The sequence below is a fragment of the Treponema denticola genome (assembly GCF_024181405.1).
In the GTDB taxonomy this organism is placed as follows: domain Bacteria; phylum Spirochaetota; class Spirochaetia; order Treponematales; family Treponemataceae; genus Treponema_B; species Treponema_B denticola_D.
The window spans coordinates 2,707,081-2,725,560 of sequence record NZ_CP051302.1; the positions used below are offsets into that span (position 1 = coordinate 2,707,081).

An 18,480-nucleotide genomic window follows, 5' to 3' on the forward strand; every position below is an offset into this window, starting at 1 on the left:
TCATACCGGCAAGTTTGATGTTCGGTAGATGCACCACTGCCGTGCTCTGGAGGAAAAATGAAAAAAATATCGTTTGAATTAATCAAAAAAATTGATTTTGTGTTAATTTTTATTTTCTTAATTTTGGGAATTATTACATGGGCTATTATTATGATAAACATATTTAACCCATTTAGCGGCAGCCATACCGTATCAAATGCAGTAACAATTGTTGAAGACGATACAAAAGAGGAGATACGGGAATATATTGAATTCAACAAAAAGCTAAAAGATGTTTTTATTTTTAATCTTAAAAGCTCAAAAATAAAAGCCGATGGATTGTATGACGATATATCTGCATCATCCTTTAAATCGAGTTTAAGTTTTTCAGGGAAAACACATAACGAAGGAATAACCAACTTTATTTTTATAAAAGATACAAGTTATGAAGAGTATAAATTATTTGACTCAAATATTTTTATATATAAATATAGATTTGCTGAAGAAAGAATCGGAAAGGATATTTATTGCGATAAAAATATTTATGCTGTTGTAAATGAAGACACAAATGATGATAAGACTCTAAATTCGGAAGATAATATAGCCTTATATATTTCCGACTATGACGGTAAAAATTTAATTAAAATTTCAAACTCGGTATATAAAGTTAGAATTACAGACAATAACCAACTCTTATTTACCGAATATGACGGAAGCCTTTTGACATTCTTTTTGTATGATCTTAATTTAAATAAAAAAACTAAATTAAAGTCAGCCAAACAAGAAGCTCCGGAAAAACATATTTCTTTCTATTGATAAGATTAGCAAAACCATGCTTAGAATAGCCGTCATCGAAGATAATGAAGTTCAATCCAGACTCATAAAAGACTATGCAAACGAATGGGCAAATAAAAATAGTCTTTTGCCGGAAATTAAACTTTTTTCTTCAGGCGAACAGTTTTGGTTTGAATTTGAAGAGCTTTCCGATATAGATATCATCTTATTGGATATACAGATGTCTAGGATAAGCGGCATAGAGCTTGCCAAAAAAATAAGAAAAACAAAAAGCGATGCCGTTATCATCTTTATAACAGGTATACCCGACTATATGCAGGAAGGATACGATGTCGAAGCCTTGCACTATCTTTTAAAGCCTGTAAAAAAAGAAAAACTTTTTGATTGCTTGGATCGAGCCTTAAAAAAACAGGATAAAGTTAAAGAAGAAAATTTTGTATTTTCATGCGAAGGCCGCCTTACAACATTAAAGCAATCTGAAATTGTTTTTATAGAATCTATTTCACATAATTTAAAAATAAAAACTTTAAAAAGCGAGTACATAACAAGAATGAATTTATCGGAGGCGGAAGAAAAGTTAAATTCCAAACTATTTGTAAAAACTCATAGAGCCTTTATCGCAAACCTGATGCACATAAGGCAGCTTCAAAAAGACAAGGCCGTCCTTGCAGATAATACTTTAATTCCGATAAGCCGCAGGGAATATAAAAATGTCAACACCCTCTTTATCGGCTTTTTTACCCAAGGAGAAATCTGATGTTCATTTTTATACTTGTTTTAAGCTCAATCCTTCTGCTGTTTATACTTCTGTACTTTTTAATTAGAAGAGCCGTCAATAAGCGTTTTAATGATTTTGAAAACGGCCTTATCAATAAATATTACGAGGATGTAGATTCCATCTATAAAAAAATGCGCGGCTGGCGGCACGACTTTCATAATCATATTCAAGTTATGAAGGCTTATCTTGAATTTAAAAACTATGATGAACTTGAAAGCTATTTAAACAATCTAACCGATGACTTGATTAAGGTAGACAGTGTAATCAAAACCGGAAACTTGATGAGCGATGCAATCTTAAATACAAAGGCAGCTATCGCTCTTTCTCATGATATAAAACTAAACATAAAAGCCTCCATTCCTCAAAACATAGCCTTAAGCGACCTTGAACTTTGCGTAATAATAGGAAACCTTTTTGACAATGCCATTGAAGGTGCTTTAAGTCTAAAAGAAAAAGAGAAAAGATTTATAAGGGTGTACATAAGAAAATTAAATGACAACCTCTATATCTCGTTTACAAATTCTTGCGAAGGCCTCCGCAAAAAGACCCAAGGAAAATTTCTTACAACAAAAGAAGGTAAAGATCACGGCTTCGGCTCAGGCCGCATCGATGCTATAGTAAAAAAATATTCTGCCTTTATAAACCGCCAAAGCGAAGAAGGCGCCTTCGCCGTCGAACTCATGTTTCCGCTTCTCTTGGGCAGCAACCCGCAGTTTTGAAAATATAGACGCAGAATATGCCCGCCCCTTCGCAAGTCCTTTTGAAAATAGGCGAGGTAAGTACAAGGAGTTTAACAAAAGCGAAGCGGAGGCGTACTTACTGTACGTTGAGCATTCGCTTTTGTGTAACGACGCAGTAATTGCCCGCATATTTTCAAAAAACCGTCTATGCCAAATCTAATACCATCTATGCCATTCTCTCCCAAAACCTTAGTTTTTATTGTATAATAAGGCTCATTGGAGGGCAACTCTTATGGAGTCAAAAGAAAGAGGGATTATAAAAAACTGCCTTTATATGCTAAAAAACATTCTTAAAACCGATAAGATTCTTTTTAGTCTAATGGTTTTGTACATACCTGTCTTTGTTTTTTCGCCTCTTGCAAGTGCCTACTTGCCGAGGGCGGTAATAGAATCGATTCAAAATAAGGCAGGAATTTCCGTCTTTATTCAAAATTTTTTAATTATAGCCTTTATTGTAGCAGCCTTAAAAGCTCTTGAAACCTTCCTCAATGCAAGGTTTAATTGCCGCGGATCTTACCGGAGAATAGAGCTTATGGCAGAGCTTTACAAAAAAATGTGGACAATGTCATATAAAAATATTGCTTCACAAGAAGGAATTTTAAATTTGGAAAAAGCAAGAGATATGATAGATAATGATTACTCAATAAGTCAGCAATTCCCAAAGAAAATAAGCAGCCTTATTGTAAGTATTGTCGGCATCTTCTTTTTCGGAAGCCTTATTGCTTCTATTAATCCCATTCTTATCGGATTAATTTTTATATCGGGAACAGTAAGTTATTTTTACGGAAAATATGAGATAAAAAAGAATAAAGAAATAAATGAAGTCTTAAAAAAAGAACATCATAAGATGAGGTATCTTACGCAAAGGGCCTGTGATTATAAATTTGCTAAAGATATAAAACTCTACAAGATAGAAACTTGGATAGTGCAAGCATATAAGAGTTCTTTAAAAATAATAAACAAATGTTACGGAAAAATAAAAACCGTAAATTTTATCGGTGCCACTATATTGGCTCTCTTTATATTTTTAAGAGACGGCCTTGCCTATATTTATTTAACCGGAATGGTTTTAAACAAAGAAATCGGCATAGGAGAATTTATCTTTTTATTTTCTATTATAAAAACATTTTCAGGCTGGTTATTGGGAATTATTTCGCAGATTACTCTCTTAAAAAGAGAAAGTTTAAACATAGACTATTACCGCGATTTTTGCGAGATTGATGACGGATTAACCAAAGGTAAAGGCATCCCTCTTCCTAAAAAATTCGATATAGAGTTAAAAAATGTTTCTTTTAAATATGGCGAATCTGAGAGATATATTTTTAAAGATTTAAATTTACGCATAGAAGATAAAGAAAAACTTGCAATAGTCGGAGTAAATGGAGCCGGAAAAACTACCCTAACCTGTTTGATAATGAATCTTCTTCAACCCACTGAAGGCGAAGTTTTATTAAACGGAAAAAATATAAACGAATACAATATTGATGAATACTATTCTTTATTTTCAACTGTTTTTCAAGATATGTATGTTTTACCCGATACTATTAAAAATCTGGTTACCGCAGGAAATAAAAAATTTAACCAAGATGACTTTGATTCTGCCCTAAAACAATCAGGCTTACAAAAAATTATTGAGAACTTAAACGAAAAGGAAAACACCTATCTTGTAAAAGGAGTTTGGCCTAATGCGATAGACCTTTCAGGCGGACAAGAACAGCGTCTTATGCTTGCAAGAGCTCTATATAAAAACGGACCTATTTCTATTTTAGATGAACCTACAGCTGCTCTTGATCCTATAGCGGAAAGTCAAATTTATTCCGAGTATAATAATATGACAAAAGATAAAACTTCTATATTTATTTCGCATAGACTAGCATCAACCCGTTTTTGTGATAGGATTATCTTAATCGAAAACGGTAAAATAATAGAAGAAGGAAGTCATTCGGAGTTGATAAAACAAAACGGAGAATATAAAAAAATGTTCGATATACAAAGTTCATACTATCAAGACAATAAACACAAGGGAGGGAAATAAAATGAAAACAGGTATAAAAGATATTATTAAATTTTCTTATAAAACGGATAAGGTTTTATTTACATCATTAATTTTAGAACAAATTGTAAGTACAGCCGATATTTTTATAAACCTTTATTTGGTAAAACTCATCATCAATGCTTTTATAAAGGGTAAAACAAAAGAAGAAATATTATTTCTCTGTCTTATAGCTCTTATAAGTAATTTTGTTTTAATCTTGATAAAAAGATTTTCAGAAGAGACTCAAACTAACAGATTCCGTATCATACTGTATAAAAGGGATATGGAAATAAATAAAAAAACTATGAAACTCGATTACGAATTTTTGGAAGACACTGATCTTCAGTTGGGTCTTACAAAGATGAGAGAATATGACAACTTTGGAAATTACGGTATCTACCATGTAGGCAGACATTTCGGTGCAATAATAAACTCGGTATTGACTTTTATTTTTGCAATAATTTTTTCCATAAATCTTTTTACGATGCAATCGGAGCTTATTCCTATAGCCAACTGGCTATGGAATACAATTTTTATTCTTTTATTTTTTTCGTTTAGCCTTATTTCAATTCTGGCTTCTCAAAAATTTAATACCAAAATGCAAGCAATGTTTGATAAGGATGTCGTATTTTTAAACAGACTATTTCGTGCATATATGAATATTAACGATGATTATAAATCGGGAAAGGATGTCCGTCTTTATAATTACAATTTACTTACAAGTGTGTTAAAAAATTCCAATAATAATGTGAAAAATTTTTATAACCGGATGTCTCATAATTTATTTAAGTGCAATGTTCAAACGGGACTGATGACAATTTTTTCTTCTTTGCTTGTATACTTTTATGCAGGATTCAAAGCCTATTACGGTCTTATCGAGTTGGGAGATATTGTTCAGTATACGGGCATTGCAGTATTAACGGCCGATGCCGTAACTCTTATCATCATGTCGATTTCAAGTCTTTATGCCAATAAAGATTATTTTAAGACCATCTTCGATTATCTTAATTTATCGAACGGAAAATACGAAGGCTCTCTTCCGATTGAAAAACGGGATGATAACGAGTATGAGTTTGAATTTAAAAATGTCGGTTTTAAATATCCTAAAACTTCAAAATATGTTCTACAAAATGTGAACTTAAAATTTAAAATAGGACAAAGGCTTGCCATAGTGGGCATGAACGGCAGCGGAAAAACTACTTTGATAAAACTCCTCACCCGCTTTTATGATCCGACGGATGGCGAAATTTTATTAAACGGTATCAATATCCAAAAGTATGATTATAACGAGTATCTGGATATATTTTCGGTAGTCTTTCAGGATTTTAAACTTTTCTCTTTTATGCTGGGACAAAATATTTCAGCTTCGATGGAATATGATGAAAAAAGAGCGGAAGAAGCCTTAACCAAAGCCGGCTTTGAAAAGGCTTTACAAAAAATGCCGCAAGGTTTAAAAACCTATCTCTATCAAGACTATGAAGAAGGCGGAATCGAAATATCGGGCGGTGAAGCTCAAAAGATTGCGATGGCAAGGGCTATTTACAAGGATTCACCTTTTATAATACTAGATGAGCCGACCGCAGCTCTCGATCCTATTTCCGAATTTGAAATCTACTCAAAATTCGATAACATAATCGGAAACAAAACAGCCGTTTACATTTCGCACCGGCTTTCTTCATGTAAATTCTGTAATGAAATTGCCGTCTTTGATGAGGGCAAGTTGGTACAGCACGGCTCCCATGATGCTCTTCTTCAAAACAAAGAGGGTAAATACCATGAGCTCTGGAATGCCCAAGCTCAATATTATAAGGAAGAGGAAATTGAAAAGCTTTTAAAATAAATAACATCTTTTAAAAGCTCATAAGGATTTTTAGATATATAAAATATTCGGAGGAAATTAAAATGAAAAAACGAGGTGTTTTACGGAATTGGGGCTATCTATTAAAAAACATAGCCGAAACCGACAAGCTATTATTTTTACTTATATTTGCCTGTGTACCGATTGCAATACTTATGCCTTACCTGCAAGCTTTTTTACCGAGGGCTGTAATCGAGGGTTTACAAAATAAAACGGAGCTTCAATCCTATCTGCTAAAAATTCTTTTAATAGCAATGGCTCTTGCCGTTACAGTGCTTTTAGAACAAACCGTAAAATGGCTGCTCGAAATGAAGGGACAAAGGCAAAGAGGAAGATTTTCAAAAGAGCTAAGTAAACACGCAATAAAGGTTGATTATGAAAAAATGGCAGCAGTTTCCTTTGCTCAAAGCTTCGACCTTTCAATAGGAGCAATTGCCGGAGATATAGCTATTACAGGACAGTCTGCAAATATAACCGCAAATTTTTTAACAAGTCTTTTAGGTATAATTGCATTTGCCCCATTAATCATCACTATACAGCCGATTTTAATTTTAATCATCTTTATTTCATTTTTGACAAATTATTTTTATGGAATTTTTCTAACAAATTATGATGAAAAGATAACCGAACAAAATAAGGGAGTAAACCGTAAGCTGCACTACATTGCTTATAAGAGTATCAATTATAAATATGCAAAAGATATAAGACTATATAAAATGTCCGATTGGTTTTTTAAAAGCTATCAAACCTACAACAACGAAAGAAGAAGATGGGAGCGTAAATTAAGCGGCAAGCGTTTTTTAGGGGACTTAATCGCAGGCCTTTTTGTATTTGTCAGAGACGGTCTTGCCTATTTTTATCTTATTACTCAAATATTTACAGGAAAAATCGGAATAGCTCAATTTGTCTTCTTGTTCCCTATTATTACAAGTTTTTCGGATTGGCTTATTTCCCTTTCTACTCAAATAACCGAATTGCGTACAGGCAGTTTAAAACTGGATTATCTTCGCAATTTTTTTGACACATGTAATGATAACCGTAAAAGCAAGGGCGCCCCGCTGCCGGTTTCTTTTAATATAGAATTAAAAAATGTTTCTTATAAATATCCCGAATCGGATAAGCTTATTTTAAAAGATATTAACTTGAATATTAAACAAAACGAAAAAATTGCCATAGTCGGAGTAAACGGTGCAGGAAAAACAACCCTCATCAATTTGATTATGAATTTATTTTTCCCGACTCAAGGAGATGTTTTTATAGGAGGGAAAAACACAAAGGACTATTCCCAAGATGAACTCCTTCCGATTTTTGGAGCGGTTTTTCAAGAAACATTTATACCTCCTGAAACAATTAAGAATATCATATGTGCGTCTTCCGATTCACATGACGAAACGAAGTTTCAAAAAGCCGTAAAAGATTCCGGCTTTGAAAAAACTATTTTAGAACTTCCTCAAAAAGAAAATACTTATTTGGTAAAAAGCACAAGAAAAGAAGCCGTCGATTTATCGGGAGGACAAAACCAGCGGTTAATGCTTGCAAGAGTTTTATATAGAGATGCCCCAATCCTTATTTTGGATGAGCCTACTGCAGCCCTAGACCCGATAGCCGAAAGTGAAATATACGAGCATTACAATAAAATGACTCAAAACAAAACTTCAATCTTTATTTCGCACAGACTGGCTTCTACAAGATTTTGTGATAGGATTATTTTAATAGAAGACGGAAAGATTATCGAAGAGGGAACCCATGAAAGCCTTATGGCTAAGGGCGGCAAGTATGCCGAAATGTTTAATATACAGTCAACATATTATACGGGAAAATAATAGGGAGAATACGATGTTATTGGAAAAAAAGGGTCATACAACAAAAGAAATTATTTCTACATTTTTTAAGTCGATTAAGTTTTTAAATACTTTGGATAAGGGGCTTTGCTTTAATTATGCATTGATAGGTATCGTAACAGGCTTGCGTCCCTTTGTGAATATCTACATGCTTAAAAAGATTATAAACGCTCTCTCACAAGGTTTACCTAAAGAGCACTTATTTTTGCTTGCAGGGATAAGCATTGCAATAAATTTATTATTATTTTTATGCGAAAAATTTATAGGGCACAATTCCTATTTTAGAATGGAAAATTTAACGCAGCTTCGAAATATGGAAATAGCAAAAAAGAATACCACAATGGATTATGAATTTATCGAAGATGCCGAACTCCAAATCGAAATGGAAAAAATGTATAATATGGATTATAACGGAGGCTTCGGCTTATTTTCACAGCTTATGAATATTCATAATCTTAGCCAAAATATTGTGTTGTTTATCATCGGCTTAATTCTTTCAATTCCAATGTATACATCTTATGCTCCGATTTTAGGAATACCTTTATGGATTCAAAACAGTATTTTTACTTTCTTTATTATTTTGATATCCATTTTAAGTATAAGAATAAATAAAAGAGCTTTGGAAAAAAGAGATACATTTATGAAAAACAATCTCTTTGAAGAAATGAGACCTTACAGTTATGCCGTAAGTCTTGCTCCGGAATACAAAATAGGAAAAGATATCCGGCTGTACAACAAAAAACTATATAACGAATATTTTACCAGTTCAAAAGATTTTCAAATAAAAATAGTAAACGCATTTTTAAGATTCAGCCTTTTTCCACAGCTTGCTCAAATCTTTTTTAACATGTTCAGTTTAGGTTTAATCTATATCTTTGTGGGAATAAAGGCCTATTACGGAGCCATTCAGATAGGAGATATAATTCAATATTCGGGAGCCGTTACTCAATTTGTTTTTGCGGTTGCAGGTCTTACAAGAGCTTATAATCAAGTTGCAGCAAACTGTGATTTCTTCGATCTTTGTTTAGGCTATATCAACTTAAAAGAAACAAAATACAAGGGAAGTCTTCCTATCGAAAAACGGGATGACAACGAATACGATTTTGAATTTAAAAATGTAAGTTTTAAATATCCTCAAAGCGAAAAATATGCATTAAAAAACGTCAACTTAAAATTCAAGATAGGAAAAAAGCTTGCCATAGTCGGCATGAACGGCAGCGGTAAAACAACTCTGGTAAAATTATTAACCCGCCTCTATGATCCGAGTGAGGGAGAGATTTTACTTAACGGTATCGATATTAAAAAATTCGATTACGATGAATATCTGGATATTTTTTCGGTTGTCTTCCAAGATTTTAACCTTTTTGCTTTAAATATTGCCCAAAATGTAGCCTCTTCAACAGACTACGATAAAGCAAAAGTAGAAGAAGCCTTAAACCTTTCAGGCTTTTCCGATTCGCTTAAAAAAATGCCTAAGGGCATCGAAACATACCTCTACAATGATTTTGAAAAGGGCGGAATCGAAATATCGGGCGGTGAAGCTCAAAAGATTGCTATGGCAAGGGCTATTTACAAGGACTCTCCTTTTATAATACTCGATGAGCCGACCGCCGCCCTTGACCCTATTTCCGAATTTGAAATTTATTCAAAGTTTGATACAATTATAGGAAACAAAACAGCCGTTTACATTTCGCACCGGCTTTCTTCATGTAAATTCTGCGATGAGATTGCCGTCTTTGATGAGGGCAAGTTAGTACAGCACGGCTCCCACGATGCTCTTCTTCAAAACAAAGAGGGTAAATACCACGAGCTCTGGAATGCCCAAGCTCAATATTATAAGGAAGAGGAAATTGAAAAGCTTTTAAGATAAAAATACCGGCCGATTGAAAAACACTTTTTTTTATGTTATATTATTCCTTAGTTTACTTTAGGATTAATTATGGAAGAAAAATTATCTACACTTTGCTCGGTTTTAAGTAAAGACCAACCGGTACTTGTACAAACTCATGATTTTCCCGATCATGATGCCCTGGGTGCAGCTTATGCTCTTTTAAAACTTTTAGAAACTTACGGCTACAAAGTAGAGATTGCTTACGGCGGTCATATTCAAAGTCTGTCTTTAATAGAATTTGCAGAATATTTAGACCACCCGCTTTTAAAACTTGATGAAATCGATGATCTAAAAAAATACCAAGTTGTAATTGTAGACGGCTCTCCTTTTAAGGGAACCGTAAAATATGTAGGCGGTATCTTAAAAGCTGTAATAGACCATCATCCTGAAAGAATGAAGTCTACGGCAGCTTATACGGATATAAGAGTAGGTACCGGAGCCTGTTCTTCCATTATTTGGTCTTATTGGAAAGAATCCGGAAAAGAATATGACGGAATGACCGCGACAGCAATGATTGCGGGTATACAGCTGGATACGGCTTTTTTATCCAGAAGTGTAAGCAAACTTGATCTGGACGCTTATTATGAGCTCTATTTTAAATCGGATGTGCAAAAAACATATCAAATGATTAAAACGACAATAAACATCTGCGACCTAGAAGAAATAGGAAGGGCTTTTACCGACTATTTACGCATAGATAATTTTTTAATTGTAGAATTAAGTGAAGACTACTCAAGAGCTATTTTGTCGGTTGTAGCCGATTTTTTAATCTGGATAAAAGATATTTCTTTTGTTATTGTACTGGAAACAGACGGCCCTGAATATAAACTCTCCGCACGAAGCCGTGATAAAAACCTTGATGCAGGCTGGCTAATTCAAGAAGCAGTAAAAGACATGGGTTCGGGAGGCGGTCATGCACACATGGCCGGAGGAGCAATAGATGCAGAAAGATACTGCGGTAAAACCGCATTTTTAAACTCTATCATTAAGTTAGCTAATTCTGAACAAGGAAATAACTGTGGACGAAAATAACGAAAAAACTTTAAAGCGCATTTTTTTAAAAGACCGCGAAATTATTCTTTTAGGAACAGCCCATGTTTCTAAAGAAAGTATCAATGATGTTGAATCTACAATTAGGGAAGAAAACCCCGATTGTGTATGTGTAGAATTGGATGAAGTAAGGTATAAGTCCTTAACCTCAAAAGATGCTTGGCAGCAAATAAATATTTCCCAAGTATTAAGGGAGGGGAAAGGCTTTTTACTCCTTGCAAATCTGGTTCTAGCCTCTTTTCAAAAAAAACTTGGAAGCGACCTCGGCGTAAAACCCGGCGATGAGATGAAGGCCGCAATTGAAGTTTCTCAAGAACTAAACATAAAAACCGAAATGGTCGACCGCCCGATTCATACGACCTTAAAACGAGCTTGGGCAAAAAACCGCGGCTGGGGAAGGTCAAAGCTTTTAGCGACCCTTTTAAGTGCAGCATTTTCAAATGAAAAACTTGATGAAGATGAAATTGAAAAATTAAAAAATCAAAGCGCAATGGACAACATGATGCAGGAAATGGCCGAGTATCTTCCGAACATAAAAGGCGTTTTAATAGACGAGCGGGACCGCTATCTTGCATCAAAAATTTGGGAAAGCAGCGGCAAAAAAATTGTGGCTGTCTTGGGTGCAGGCCACCTTCCCGGAACGGAACGCTTTATAAAAGAACTGGAAGCAGGTACAAAAACAACGGATGTATCCGACATTGAAGTAATTCCGCCGAAAAGCACAGTAAGCAAAATTGCCGCTTGGATATTTCCCATAGTTATAATAGGCTTGATTGTTCTAGGCTTTTTTAAGGGAGGCGGTATAAAAACCGGCCAAATGCTTTTATCCTTTGTTCTTTGGAACGGAGGACTCGCAGCGATAGGAGCCGTTATCGCCATGGGGCATCCTCTGGCCATCCTAGCTTCATTTTTAGGAGCACCTTTTACAACGATAAACCCGTTTTTGGGTATAGGAATGATTTCAGGCCTTGTACAAGCTTGGGCAAAAAAGCCGCAAGTAAAAGACATGGAAAACCTTACACATGATGCAGGAAGCTTTTCAGGCTGGTATAAAAACAGAATAACAAAGGTTCTTCTTGTTTTTATTCTTTCTTCTCTCGGAAGCTCGATAGGAACATTTATGACGGTTCCGGCTCTTATTGCTAATCTGATTAAATAAAAAAGCCCGACAAAAAACTTCTGTAAGGGCTATAAAAAAGGAGGGGAACCTCTTTGAGGAGGTTCCCATTATGAAAAAAAAACTAAAAAATGGAAAAAGGCGCCGATCAGAATCGAACTGATGAATGAAGGTTTTGCAGACCTGTCCCTTACCACTTGGGTACGGCGCCGAACTTTGCCCAGTATACCAAAAAATACAAACTTTGGCAAGGGCTTATAGCAATTTTAATAAAAAAATAGTATAATATCAGATATGTTTGAAATGGAACCTGTTATAATAAAGAAAATATTTAAAAATCAGCCTCATTATATTCTTACATGGTCGCCTCTTACAAAGGCCGATAAGTACAAGATTAATCGTGCCGTTCCTGCAATGTCGGGTGTTTATGAACTTTATAAAATGGATAAAGAAAAACATCTCAATCTTTTATCGGTAACCCATGCATGGTACGGCGGTTTAAGAAGCAATATCAGGGAAGCTATAGACCCCGATACAAAAATAGATCCTGAAAGAAGAAAAATATTGGAAGACGACGATATAGAGCTTTATTACAGGTATTCATGCTCCGATTCTTTTGGGGACCTGTTGGATGTTGTCTGGTTTTTACATTCAACATATTTTCCTGATGATATTCGTGTAGAATCATCAAAGCGATATGAAAATTTTTTCCTTACAGAAAGAGCTCCCGATAAGGTTTACTGGCTGGAATAAATAAACTTATGAAAACCGAATTCTCACTTGCAAAAAAGAGCATACTATTTTTTTTATGTATTTTTTTATTGGCGGTCGATTTGAACTCCGCTTCTTTCGTAAAACGATTACCCAACTTTTACGATAATGTACCGAACGAAGAACTGGCAGCCGAAATAGTCGAAAACATGACCGATGAGGAACTTTTGGCTCAAACCTTTATGTTCGGCTGGGCAGGCCAAGATCCCGGTGACTTACTTTTGTCATGGATTCAAGACTCCGGATTGGGCAGTATCAAAGTTTTCGGCTGGAATACCGGCGATTCCCTCAAACTTGCAAAATCCATTTCCATTTTACAAAAAAAATCTCTCGAAGGAAGATTCGGTATCCCGCTTTTTGTTGCAACTGATCAAGAAGGAGGCTGGGTTCGGCATGTAAAGGGACTGACCTCTGAAACTCCCGGAAATCTTGCAATAGGAGCATCGGGCATACCTCAAGATTCTTACTATTCCGGCTATTATATTTCAAGAGAAATAAGGGCGCTAGGCATAAACTTAAACTTTGCACCGACAGTCGACCTTTTAACGGACCATGACTCGTCAATAATAGGCCCGCGCTCTTTCGGAGATTCCCCTAATGCTGCAGGAATATTAGGCGCCGCCTTTGTACGAGGAAGCAGGGATGCAGGCGTTCTTACAACGGCAAAACATTTTCCGGGACACGGAGATACCAGCATCGACAGTCACGGCCGTCTGCCTAAAATCGACATATCCGAAGAAACTTTCCGCAACAGGGAACTGATTCCTTTTAAATATCTGATAGATGCCGGCGTACCTGCAATTATGACAGGACACTTAAACTTTTCATCAATCTTACCCAATGGAGAACCTGCAACATTTTCCAAATATCTTTTAACGGATATACTGCGCGGAGAAATGGGTTTTAAAGGACTTATAATAACCGACGACATGATGATGCACGGGGCAATGAATTTTGCAGGAGGTATTGCAAAGGCTGTTAAAATGGCCTTAGAAGCCGGAAACGATATAATTGAGTCTTCTACAACGCCTCGGCACTATCAAGCTTTTTGGAAGGATAATATCAGGGCAATGAAGGAGGAACCTCAATTTAAAGAAAGGGTAAAGGATGCAGCCTTTAGAATTTTACTTGAAAAATTGAAGTATTTTAAAAGCGATAACTATGTTCCCATTCTGCCCGATATAGAAAAACTGGATGAAAGAATTCCCGATAAGGAAGGCCAAAAATTCTTTTTGAGTTTGGCCGGCCGTGCCACTACAATAGTGCGTGCTGCCGATATCCCTTTTAAGCCTGAAGAAAATGAGGATATACTTCTTGTATCTGCCTATAAAGATTTTTTTAAATATGGTTTAAAGCGTTTCCCCAAGGCAAAAATAATTGAAGTAGACTCAGCCTATTACCACGCACGGAACTTTGATACAATTATCTTTTGCCTTTCCGATAAATATTCTTTAGGGGTTTTGCAAAAAATAATGTACTCCTATCCCAAGAAAAAATACATAGTTATCTCGGTTTTATCTCCTGCATTTTTGGTAAAGGTCCCTAAAGTCCAAACGGCAATAGCCATTTACAGTTATTCGCCGGCATCCTTTACTGCTGCATTCGGAGCTCTTTGCGGAGACTTTATCCCTAACGGAAAACTTCCTATTTCAGGAATAGAGTAATGAAATGCTCGGTTATTCACCTTACAAATAAAAATATAGATCTCTTTATAGATAACATTCTTCCTTACGAGTACCTATGCATAAACCTTGCCGAATGCCTAAAAAAACAAAAAAGATTTTTTGATACGGGACAAGAGCTTTTTACATTTATAAAGGCTGACATTTTTTTTTCACGCGATAAAGAATTTATAGGTGTTTTGTTTTTGGCAGCCCACGGCGTTTTACTCCATTGTTTTACCAAAGAAATTACTCACGATATTGCAAAATATATAAAAAATAATTTTTTAAGGCACACAGAACCTCTTTCCGTAATGGGAGAAAAAAACACATCCATTTATTTGGAACAATTAATAAATGAAAGCCTGTCTCTTGTGCCGAGCCGGTTTGAAAACTACAAACTGCTTACGCTCAAAACAAAACCTTTAACACCGAACTTTTTTTGCACAAGAGCTTCCGATAATCTGAATACCAAATTGGAATTTATAAAACCGCAGATTGAAGATGCGGAACTTCTCTGTCCTATGGAAATAGAATACAATGAATCGGAAGTCTTGGCTCCCGGAGTAAAAGCCTCTCACGAATCATGTCTAAAGCTATTAAAAAAAAGAATAAACAACCATGCCCTATATGCAGTAAAAAAAGACGGTAAGTATATTGCAAAGGCCGGAATAAACGCATCCGGTTTTAGATGGAATCAAATAGGCGGAGTATTTACAATTCCTGAATATAGAAATAAGGGTGTGGGAGCTGCAAACATGATGATGCTGACAAATGACTGTTTCCAATATAACAAAAAGTGTGCTCTTTTTGTAAAAATTAAAAATCCGGCAGCAAGGCAAATGTATAAAAAAATAGGATTTACCGAATCATGTGATTTTAGAATTTCATATTTTTAGATTTGTCATCTAATTTTTAAAAGAGTTTATTTTAAAAATTTGCTAAAAAGAACATTGCAAGCAAGGAAGCATATCTGGCCTTTTCTTCGGATATAATTTCAACCTTTGAAAGACGAGTAACATAATACCAAAAAAATCCGAAGTCGGGATCAATGCGGAAGGCATACTCCACAAAAGAATCGGTTTTTACCAAATCTCCAAAAAGAAGGGTAACAACATCGTGCAAAATTGCAAAGCAATCTTCAAACGATTCCTTGTATGCGGCAGAATGCTCCGAGCTTATCAGTTTTTCACATAAACAATTTATCCTGTACAAGGTATCTTCTTTACATTCTTCATCATCTTTTTCAACCCAAGTTTTTTGTACAAGAAGCTGAATGTTTTTCCTAAAACTTTCTATCAAGTTTTTTTCGGCATCTACATTGGTTTTATCCGTATAAATTTCAAAAGAAGCGCCTCGGCCGAAGGCCTTTGATATTTTTAAAGCCGACGCAGCAATTTCATTATCGGCAGCATCTATAAATTTAGGAATTTCAAGAACTGCTATATCTTTTATTTCGGGAGACATCAAAAATTCATCACTAAATATCGGATCAACCATGGCTATACCTTGCTATTTTATCAAGATTTTGTCAATACCTTAAAAGCATTTTTTAATTACTTTTTTAAAGGAATAGGATTTTTCCAATACCAACAATGTTTATACTTCTTAAAGAAAATAAGAAACCTTATGATTATTCTAACCAAAAGATAAACAATTTGTATAACTTGAATAATCCTAGAATAGTCAAACACTACAAAATATAGAATACAGCTGATAGGTACCAAAAAGTCCGGTAAGGATTCTTTTACTTTTTCTGCTGTAGCCGATAAAATCGACTGAATGAACAGAACATTATAAAATGTAATAATTAGTGTTTGCACAAATATCGGTGCCTGTACTTTCCAAACTAAAACGGCGCCTATGAGGGCAGAAAAGAAAAGATGTAAAACTAAGCGGATGCTTATTTTTTTTGTCTTAAAAATAGCTATAAGACCTGTAAGCCAAGCTGCTCCAAAACCCATAAACATAATTATGTATGGAATACTAAACGTAAAAAAAATATTTTTTAAACTGCTCTCTCTCATAAAAGAAAAAGAAGCAAGGGCAGCCATAATTGCAATGACCATCGTTCCTTCACTCGTACTAAAAGTTGAAAACTGCATCACTCCGTCTTTAAACCGTCCCCAAAATGTTCCTATCTGTCCCAAATATAAAAATTGATATACACAAAAAAGCAAAACCGGATTTGTAACTCTAAAACAAAGCATTAGGGTACCGGTAAGGAAGCCTGTAACAAAGCTATCCAAAAAATGATCAAAGTATTCGCCAAGCGGGGAGCCGGTTTTTGTACGTCTTGCCTGTACTCCATCCGAACAGTCTCCTACAATATAAATCCAGCAAAAAATAGGAATCAACCACAAAAACCTATAAGTATTATGAAGATAATTTAGATAAGCGATAATAAATGAAAGCACAACAAAGCTATTGGAAAAGATAGTTATTAGATTTGCCGGAATTGATTCAGGTAAAATTTTTATAAGAGGAAACACAAAATACCTGTAAACCAGAGGGCTAAGTAATGATCTATCCTCTGCACTGTAGGAGTAATTTTCCATTTGCGATTCTTTTTACTTTACCCTTTTATAGTTTTTAATTTCGGTTTTTATTCGTGAAATTAATTCCGTTCTGGTAATTCTAACTTGCTCCATAGAATCTCTAAAGCGCACAGTAACCGTATTATCTTCTTTTGAATCATAATCTACAGTTACGCAAAAAGGAGTTCCGACCTCATCTTGGCGTCGGTATCTTTTTCCGATAGCTCCTGACTGGTCATAATCGGTTTTAAATTCTTCTTTAAGCTCATTTCTAATTTCTTCGGCCAATTCTGCAAGTCCGTCTTTTTTCATCAAGGGAAGAACGGCAACGGTTATAGGAGCAATATTAGGATGGAAGTGTAATACGGTTCTCCAATCATCATCATTTCCCTTATCGGCAACCTTTTCTTCATCATAGGCATCACAAATAAACATAAGAACATTTCGCGTCAAGCCTGCCGAAGTTTCAATTATGTACGGAATATATTTTTCGTTTCCGTTATCTTGATCGATGTATTGCATATCCTTGCCTGAATACTCGGTATGACGTGTAAGGTCATAGTTAGTTCGGTTATGCACGCCTTCAAGCTCCTTAAAGCCCATCGGGAATTCGTATTCGATATCATAAGCATCTTTTGCATAATGAGCAAGTTCGTCCTTACCGTGCTGATGCCACTGGAGCTTATTTGTTCTTACCCCGTATTTTTCATAGAATGCCCAGCGCTGTTTTTTCCAATAGTCAAACCACTCGTCATCAGTTCCGGGTTTTACAAAAAACTGCATCTCCATCTGTTCAAATTCGCAGGTTCTAAAGATAAAGTTTTTTGTAACAATTTCGTTTCTAAAAGCCTTTCCGATTTGAGCGATACCGAAGGGAATCTTCATCCTGTTTGATTGAATAATATTTTTATAGTTTACATAAATACCTTGGGCAGTTTCGGGACGGAGATAGATAACGCTTGAATTATCGTCTGTGGGCCCGATGTGAGTTTTAAACATAAGGTTGAATTTACGAGTATCCGTAAGCTCGCCGCCGCAATCGGGGCAAACTTTTTTTTCAAGGTTTTCAGGAGGTAAATGGTCTGCTCTAAAGCGGGATTTACATTTTTTGCAGTCTACAAGAGGATCGGTAAAATTTTCAACATGACCTGAAGCCTCCCATGTGCGGGGATGCATCAAAATTGCGGCGTCAAGTCCTACTATATTATCATGAAGCTGGGTCATTTCTTTCCACCAAGCACGGGAAACATTGTTTTTTAACTCTATACCTAAGGGGCCGTAATCCCATGCACCGTTCTGTCCTCCGTAAATTTCGGATGATTGAAAAACAAAACCTCTTCTTTTACAAAGACTTACAATTTTTTCCATTGAAATTTTATGATCTTCCATAATTTATCTCCCTTATTGCAATTATAAGTGTGAATTAT

15 protein-coding genes and 1 tRNA gene are annotated in these 18,480 nt (G+C 35.3%); 12 read left to right on the forward strand and 4 right to left on the reverse strand.

What is annotated here, in order from left to right; all coding sequences use genetic code 11:
• The first annotated feature begins 57 nt into the window (after nt 1-57).
• From HGJ18_RS12600 to HGJ18_RS12640, 9 genes are all read left to right on the forward strand, one after another.
• Nucleotides 58-795: a hypothetical protein gene (locus tag HGJ18_RS12600; RefSeq protein WP_253696943.1), complete on the forward strand. Its 738-nt coding sequence runs from the start codon at nt 58-60 to the stop codon at nt 793-795.
• A gap of 16 nt (nt 796-811) precedes the next feature.
• Nucleotides 812-1,531, forward strand: coding sequence for a response regulator transcription factor AtcR (atcR, locus tag HGJ18_RS12605; RefSeq protein ID WP_253696944.1), 720 nt, complete (start codon nt 812-814; stop codon nt 1,529-1,531).
• Nucleotides 1,531-2,271 (forward strand): histidine kinase AtcS, encoded by a 741-nt coding sequence (gene atcS, locus HGJ18_RS12610; protein ID WP_253696946.1) that lies wholly within the window; start codon nt 1,531-1,533, stop codon nt 2,269-2,271. The genes atcR and atcS overlap by 1 nt, the downstream gene beginning before the upstream one ends.
• A gap of 253 nt (nt 2,272-2,524) precedes the next feature.
• A complete protein-coding gene (locus HGJ18_RS12615) occupies nt 2,525-4,327 on the forward strand; it encodes an ABC transporter ATP-binding protein (RefSeq protein ID WP_253696948.1) in 1,803 nt (600 codons plus the stop codon).
• A gap of 1 nt (nt 4,328) precedes the next feature.
• A complete protein-coding gene (locus HGJ18_RS12620) occupies nt 4,329-6,167 on the forward strand; it encodes an ABC transporter ATP-binding protein (protein ID WP_253696950.1) in 1,839 nt (612 codons plus the stop codon).
• 62 nt (nt 6,168-6,229) lie between these two features.
• Nucleotides 6,230-8,008, forward strand: a complete 1,779-nt coding sequence (locus HGJ18_RS12625) for an ABC transporter ATP-binding protein (RefSeq protein WP_253696951.1) — start codon at nt 6,230-6,232, stop codon at nt 8,006-8,008.
• A 13-nt stretch (nt 8,009-8,021) separates the two neighbouring features.
• Complete coding sequence (locus tag HGJ18_RS12630; RefSeq protein ID WP_253696953.1) at nt 8,022-9,896, forward strand: ABC transporter ATP-binding protein; 1,875 nt, start codon at nt 8,022-8,024, stop codon at nt 9,894-9,896.
• Between the two features lie 69 nt (nt 9,897-9,965).
• Nucleotides 9,966-10,949, forward strand: a complete 984-nt coding sequence (locus tag HGJ18_RS12635) for a DHH family phosphoesterase (protein ID WP_253696955.1) — start codon at nt 9,966-9,968, stop codon at nt 10,947-10,949.
• Nucleotides 10,936-12,126 (forward strand): TraB/GumN family protein, encoded by a 1,191-nt coding sequence (locus HGJ18_RS12640; RefSeq protein ID WP_253696957.1) that lies wholly within the window; start codon nt 10,936-10,938, stop codon nt 12,124-12,126. Before HGJ18_RS12635 ends, HGJ18_RS12640 begins: the two co-directional genes overlap by 14 nt.
• A 97-nt stretch (nt 12,127-12,223) precedes the next feature.
• Here HGJ18_RS12640 and HGJ18_RS12645 read toward each other — a convergent pair.
• Nucleotides 12,224-12,295: transfer RNA gene (locus tag HGJ18_RS12645), tRNA-Cys, on the reverse strand.
• An 83-nt stretch (nt 12,296-12,378) separates the two neighbouring features.
• Here HGJ18_RS12645 and HGJ18_RS12650 point away from each other — a divergent pair.
• From HGJ18_RS12650 to HGJ18_RS12660, 3 genes are read left to right on the forward strand one after another with little or no spacing between them, the layout of a single operon-like run.
• Nucleotides 12,379-12,837 carry a hypothetical protein gene (locus tag HGJ18_RS12650; RefSeq protein WP_253696962.1) on the forward strand — a complete coding sequence of 153 codons (459 nt, stop codon included), beginning with the start codon at nt 12,379-12,381 and terminating at the stop codon, nt 12,835-12,837.
• 8 nt (nt 12,838-12,845) lie between these two features.
• On the forward strand, nt 12,846-14,519 hold the full coding sequence (locus tag HGJ18_RS12655) for a glycoside hydrolase family 3 protein (RefSeq protein WP_253696964.1): 1,674 nt from the start codon (nt 12,846-12,848) through the stop codon (nt 14,517-14,519).
• Nucleotides 14,519-15,415, forward strand: coding sequence for a GNAT family N-acetyltransferase (locus tag HGJ18_RS12660; protein ID WP_253696965.1), 897 nt, complete (start codon nt 14,519-14,521; stop codon nt 15,413-15,415). The genes HGJ18_RS12655 and HGJ18_RS12660 overlap by 1 nt, the downstream gene beginning before the upstream one ends.
• A gap of 31 nt (nt 15,416-15,446) precedes the next feature.
• On the opposite strand, the gene HGJ18_RS12665 is transcribed toward HGJ18_RS12660, so the two are convergent.
• The 3 genes from HGJ18_RS12665 to HGJ18_RS12675 are packed head-to-tail and all read right to left on the reverse strand — an operon-like array spanning nt 15,447 to nt 18,442.
• Entirely contained in the window at nt 15,447-16,016 is a 570-nt protein-coding gene (locus HGJ18_RS12665) for a hypothetical protein (protein ID WP_002666906.1), read from the reverse strand.
• 56 nt (nt 16,017-16,072) lie between these two features.
• Nucleotides 16,073-17,074 carry a CDP-alcohol phosphatidyltransferase family protein gene (locus HGJ18_RS12670; RefSeq protein WP_253696967.1) on the reverse strand — a complete coding sequence of 334 codons (1,002 nt, stop codon included), beginning with the start codon at nt 17,072-17,074 and terminating at the stop codon, nt 16,073-16,075.
• A gap of 12 nt (nt 17,075-17,086) precedes the next feature.
• Nucleotides 17,087-18,442 carry a glycine--tRNA ligase gene (locus HGJ18_RS12675; protein ID WP_253696968.1) on the reverse strand — a complete coding sequence of 452 codons (1,356 nt, stop codon included), beginning with the start codon at nt 18,440-18,442 and terminating at the stop codon, nt 17,087-17,089.
• Nucleotides 18,443-18,480 lie beyond the last annotated feature (38 nt).

Bases quoted from the DNA above. Each gene is read 5' to 3' on its own strand.
- HGJ18_RS12625 (WP_253696951.1), top strand. From the start codon at position 6,230: ATGAAAAAACGAGGTGTTTTACGGAATTGGGGCTATCTATTAAAAAAC.
- HGJ18_RS12670 (WP_253696967.1), bottom strand. From the start codon at position 17,074: ATGGAAAATTACTCCTACAGTGCAGAGGATAGATCATTACTTAGCCCT.
- HGJ18_RS12630 (WP_253696953.1), top strand. From the start codon at position 8,022: ATGTTATTGGAAAAAAAGGGTCATACAACAAAAGAAATTATTTCTACA.
- HGJ18_RS12655 (WP_253696964.1), top strand. From the start codon at position 12,846: ATGAAAACCGAATTCTCACTTGCAAAAAAGAGCATACTATTTTTTTTA.
- HGJ18_RS12615 (WP_253696948.1), top strand. From the start codon at position 2,525: ATGGAGTCAAAAGAAAGAGGGATTATAAAAAACTGCCTTTATATGCTA.
- HGJ18_RS12675 (WP_253696968.1), bottom strand. From the start codon at position 18,442: ATGGAAGATCATAAAATTTCAATGGAAAAAATTGTAAGTCTTTGTAAA.
- atcS (WP_253696946.1), top strand. From the start codon at position 1,531: ATGTTCATTTTTATACTTGTTTTAAGCTCAATCCTTCTGCTGTTTATA.
- HGJ18_RS12650 (WP_253696962.1), top strand. From the start codon at position 12,379: ATGTTTGAAATGGAACCTGTTATAATAAAGAAAATATTTAAAAATCAG.
- HGJ18_RS12620 (WP_253696950.1), top strand. From the start codon at position 4,329: ATGAAAACAGGTATAAAAGATATTATTAAATTTTCTTATAAAACGGAT.
- HGJ18_RS12665 (WP_002666906.1), bottom strand. From the start codon at position 16,016: ATGGTTGATCCGATATTTAGTGATGAATTTTTGATGTCTCCCGAAATA.
- HGJ18_RS12660 (WP_253696965.1), top strand. From the start codon at position 14,519: ATGAAATGCTCGGTTATTCACCTTACAAATAAAAATATAGATCTCTTT.
- HGJ18_RS12600 (WP_253696943.1), top strand. From the start codon at position 58: ATGAAAAAAATATCGTTTGAATTAATCAAAAAAATTGATTTTGTGTTA.
- HGJ18_RS12635 (WP_253696955.1), top strand. From the start codon at position 9,966: ATGGAAGAAAAATTATCTACACTTTGCTCGGTTTTAAGTAAAGACCAA.
- atcR (WP_253696944.1), top strand. From the start codon at position 812: ATGCTTAGAATAGCCGTCATCGAAGATAATGAAGTTCAATCCAGACTC.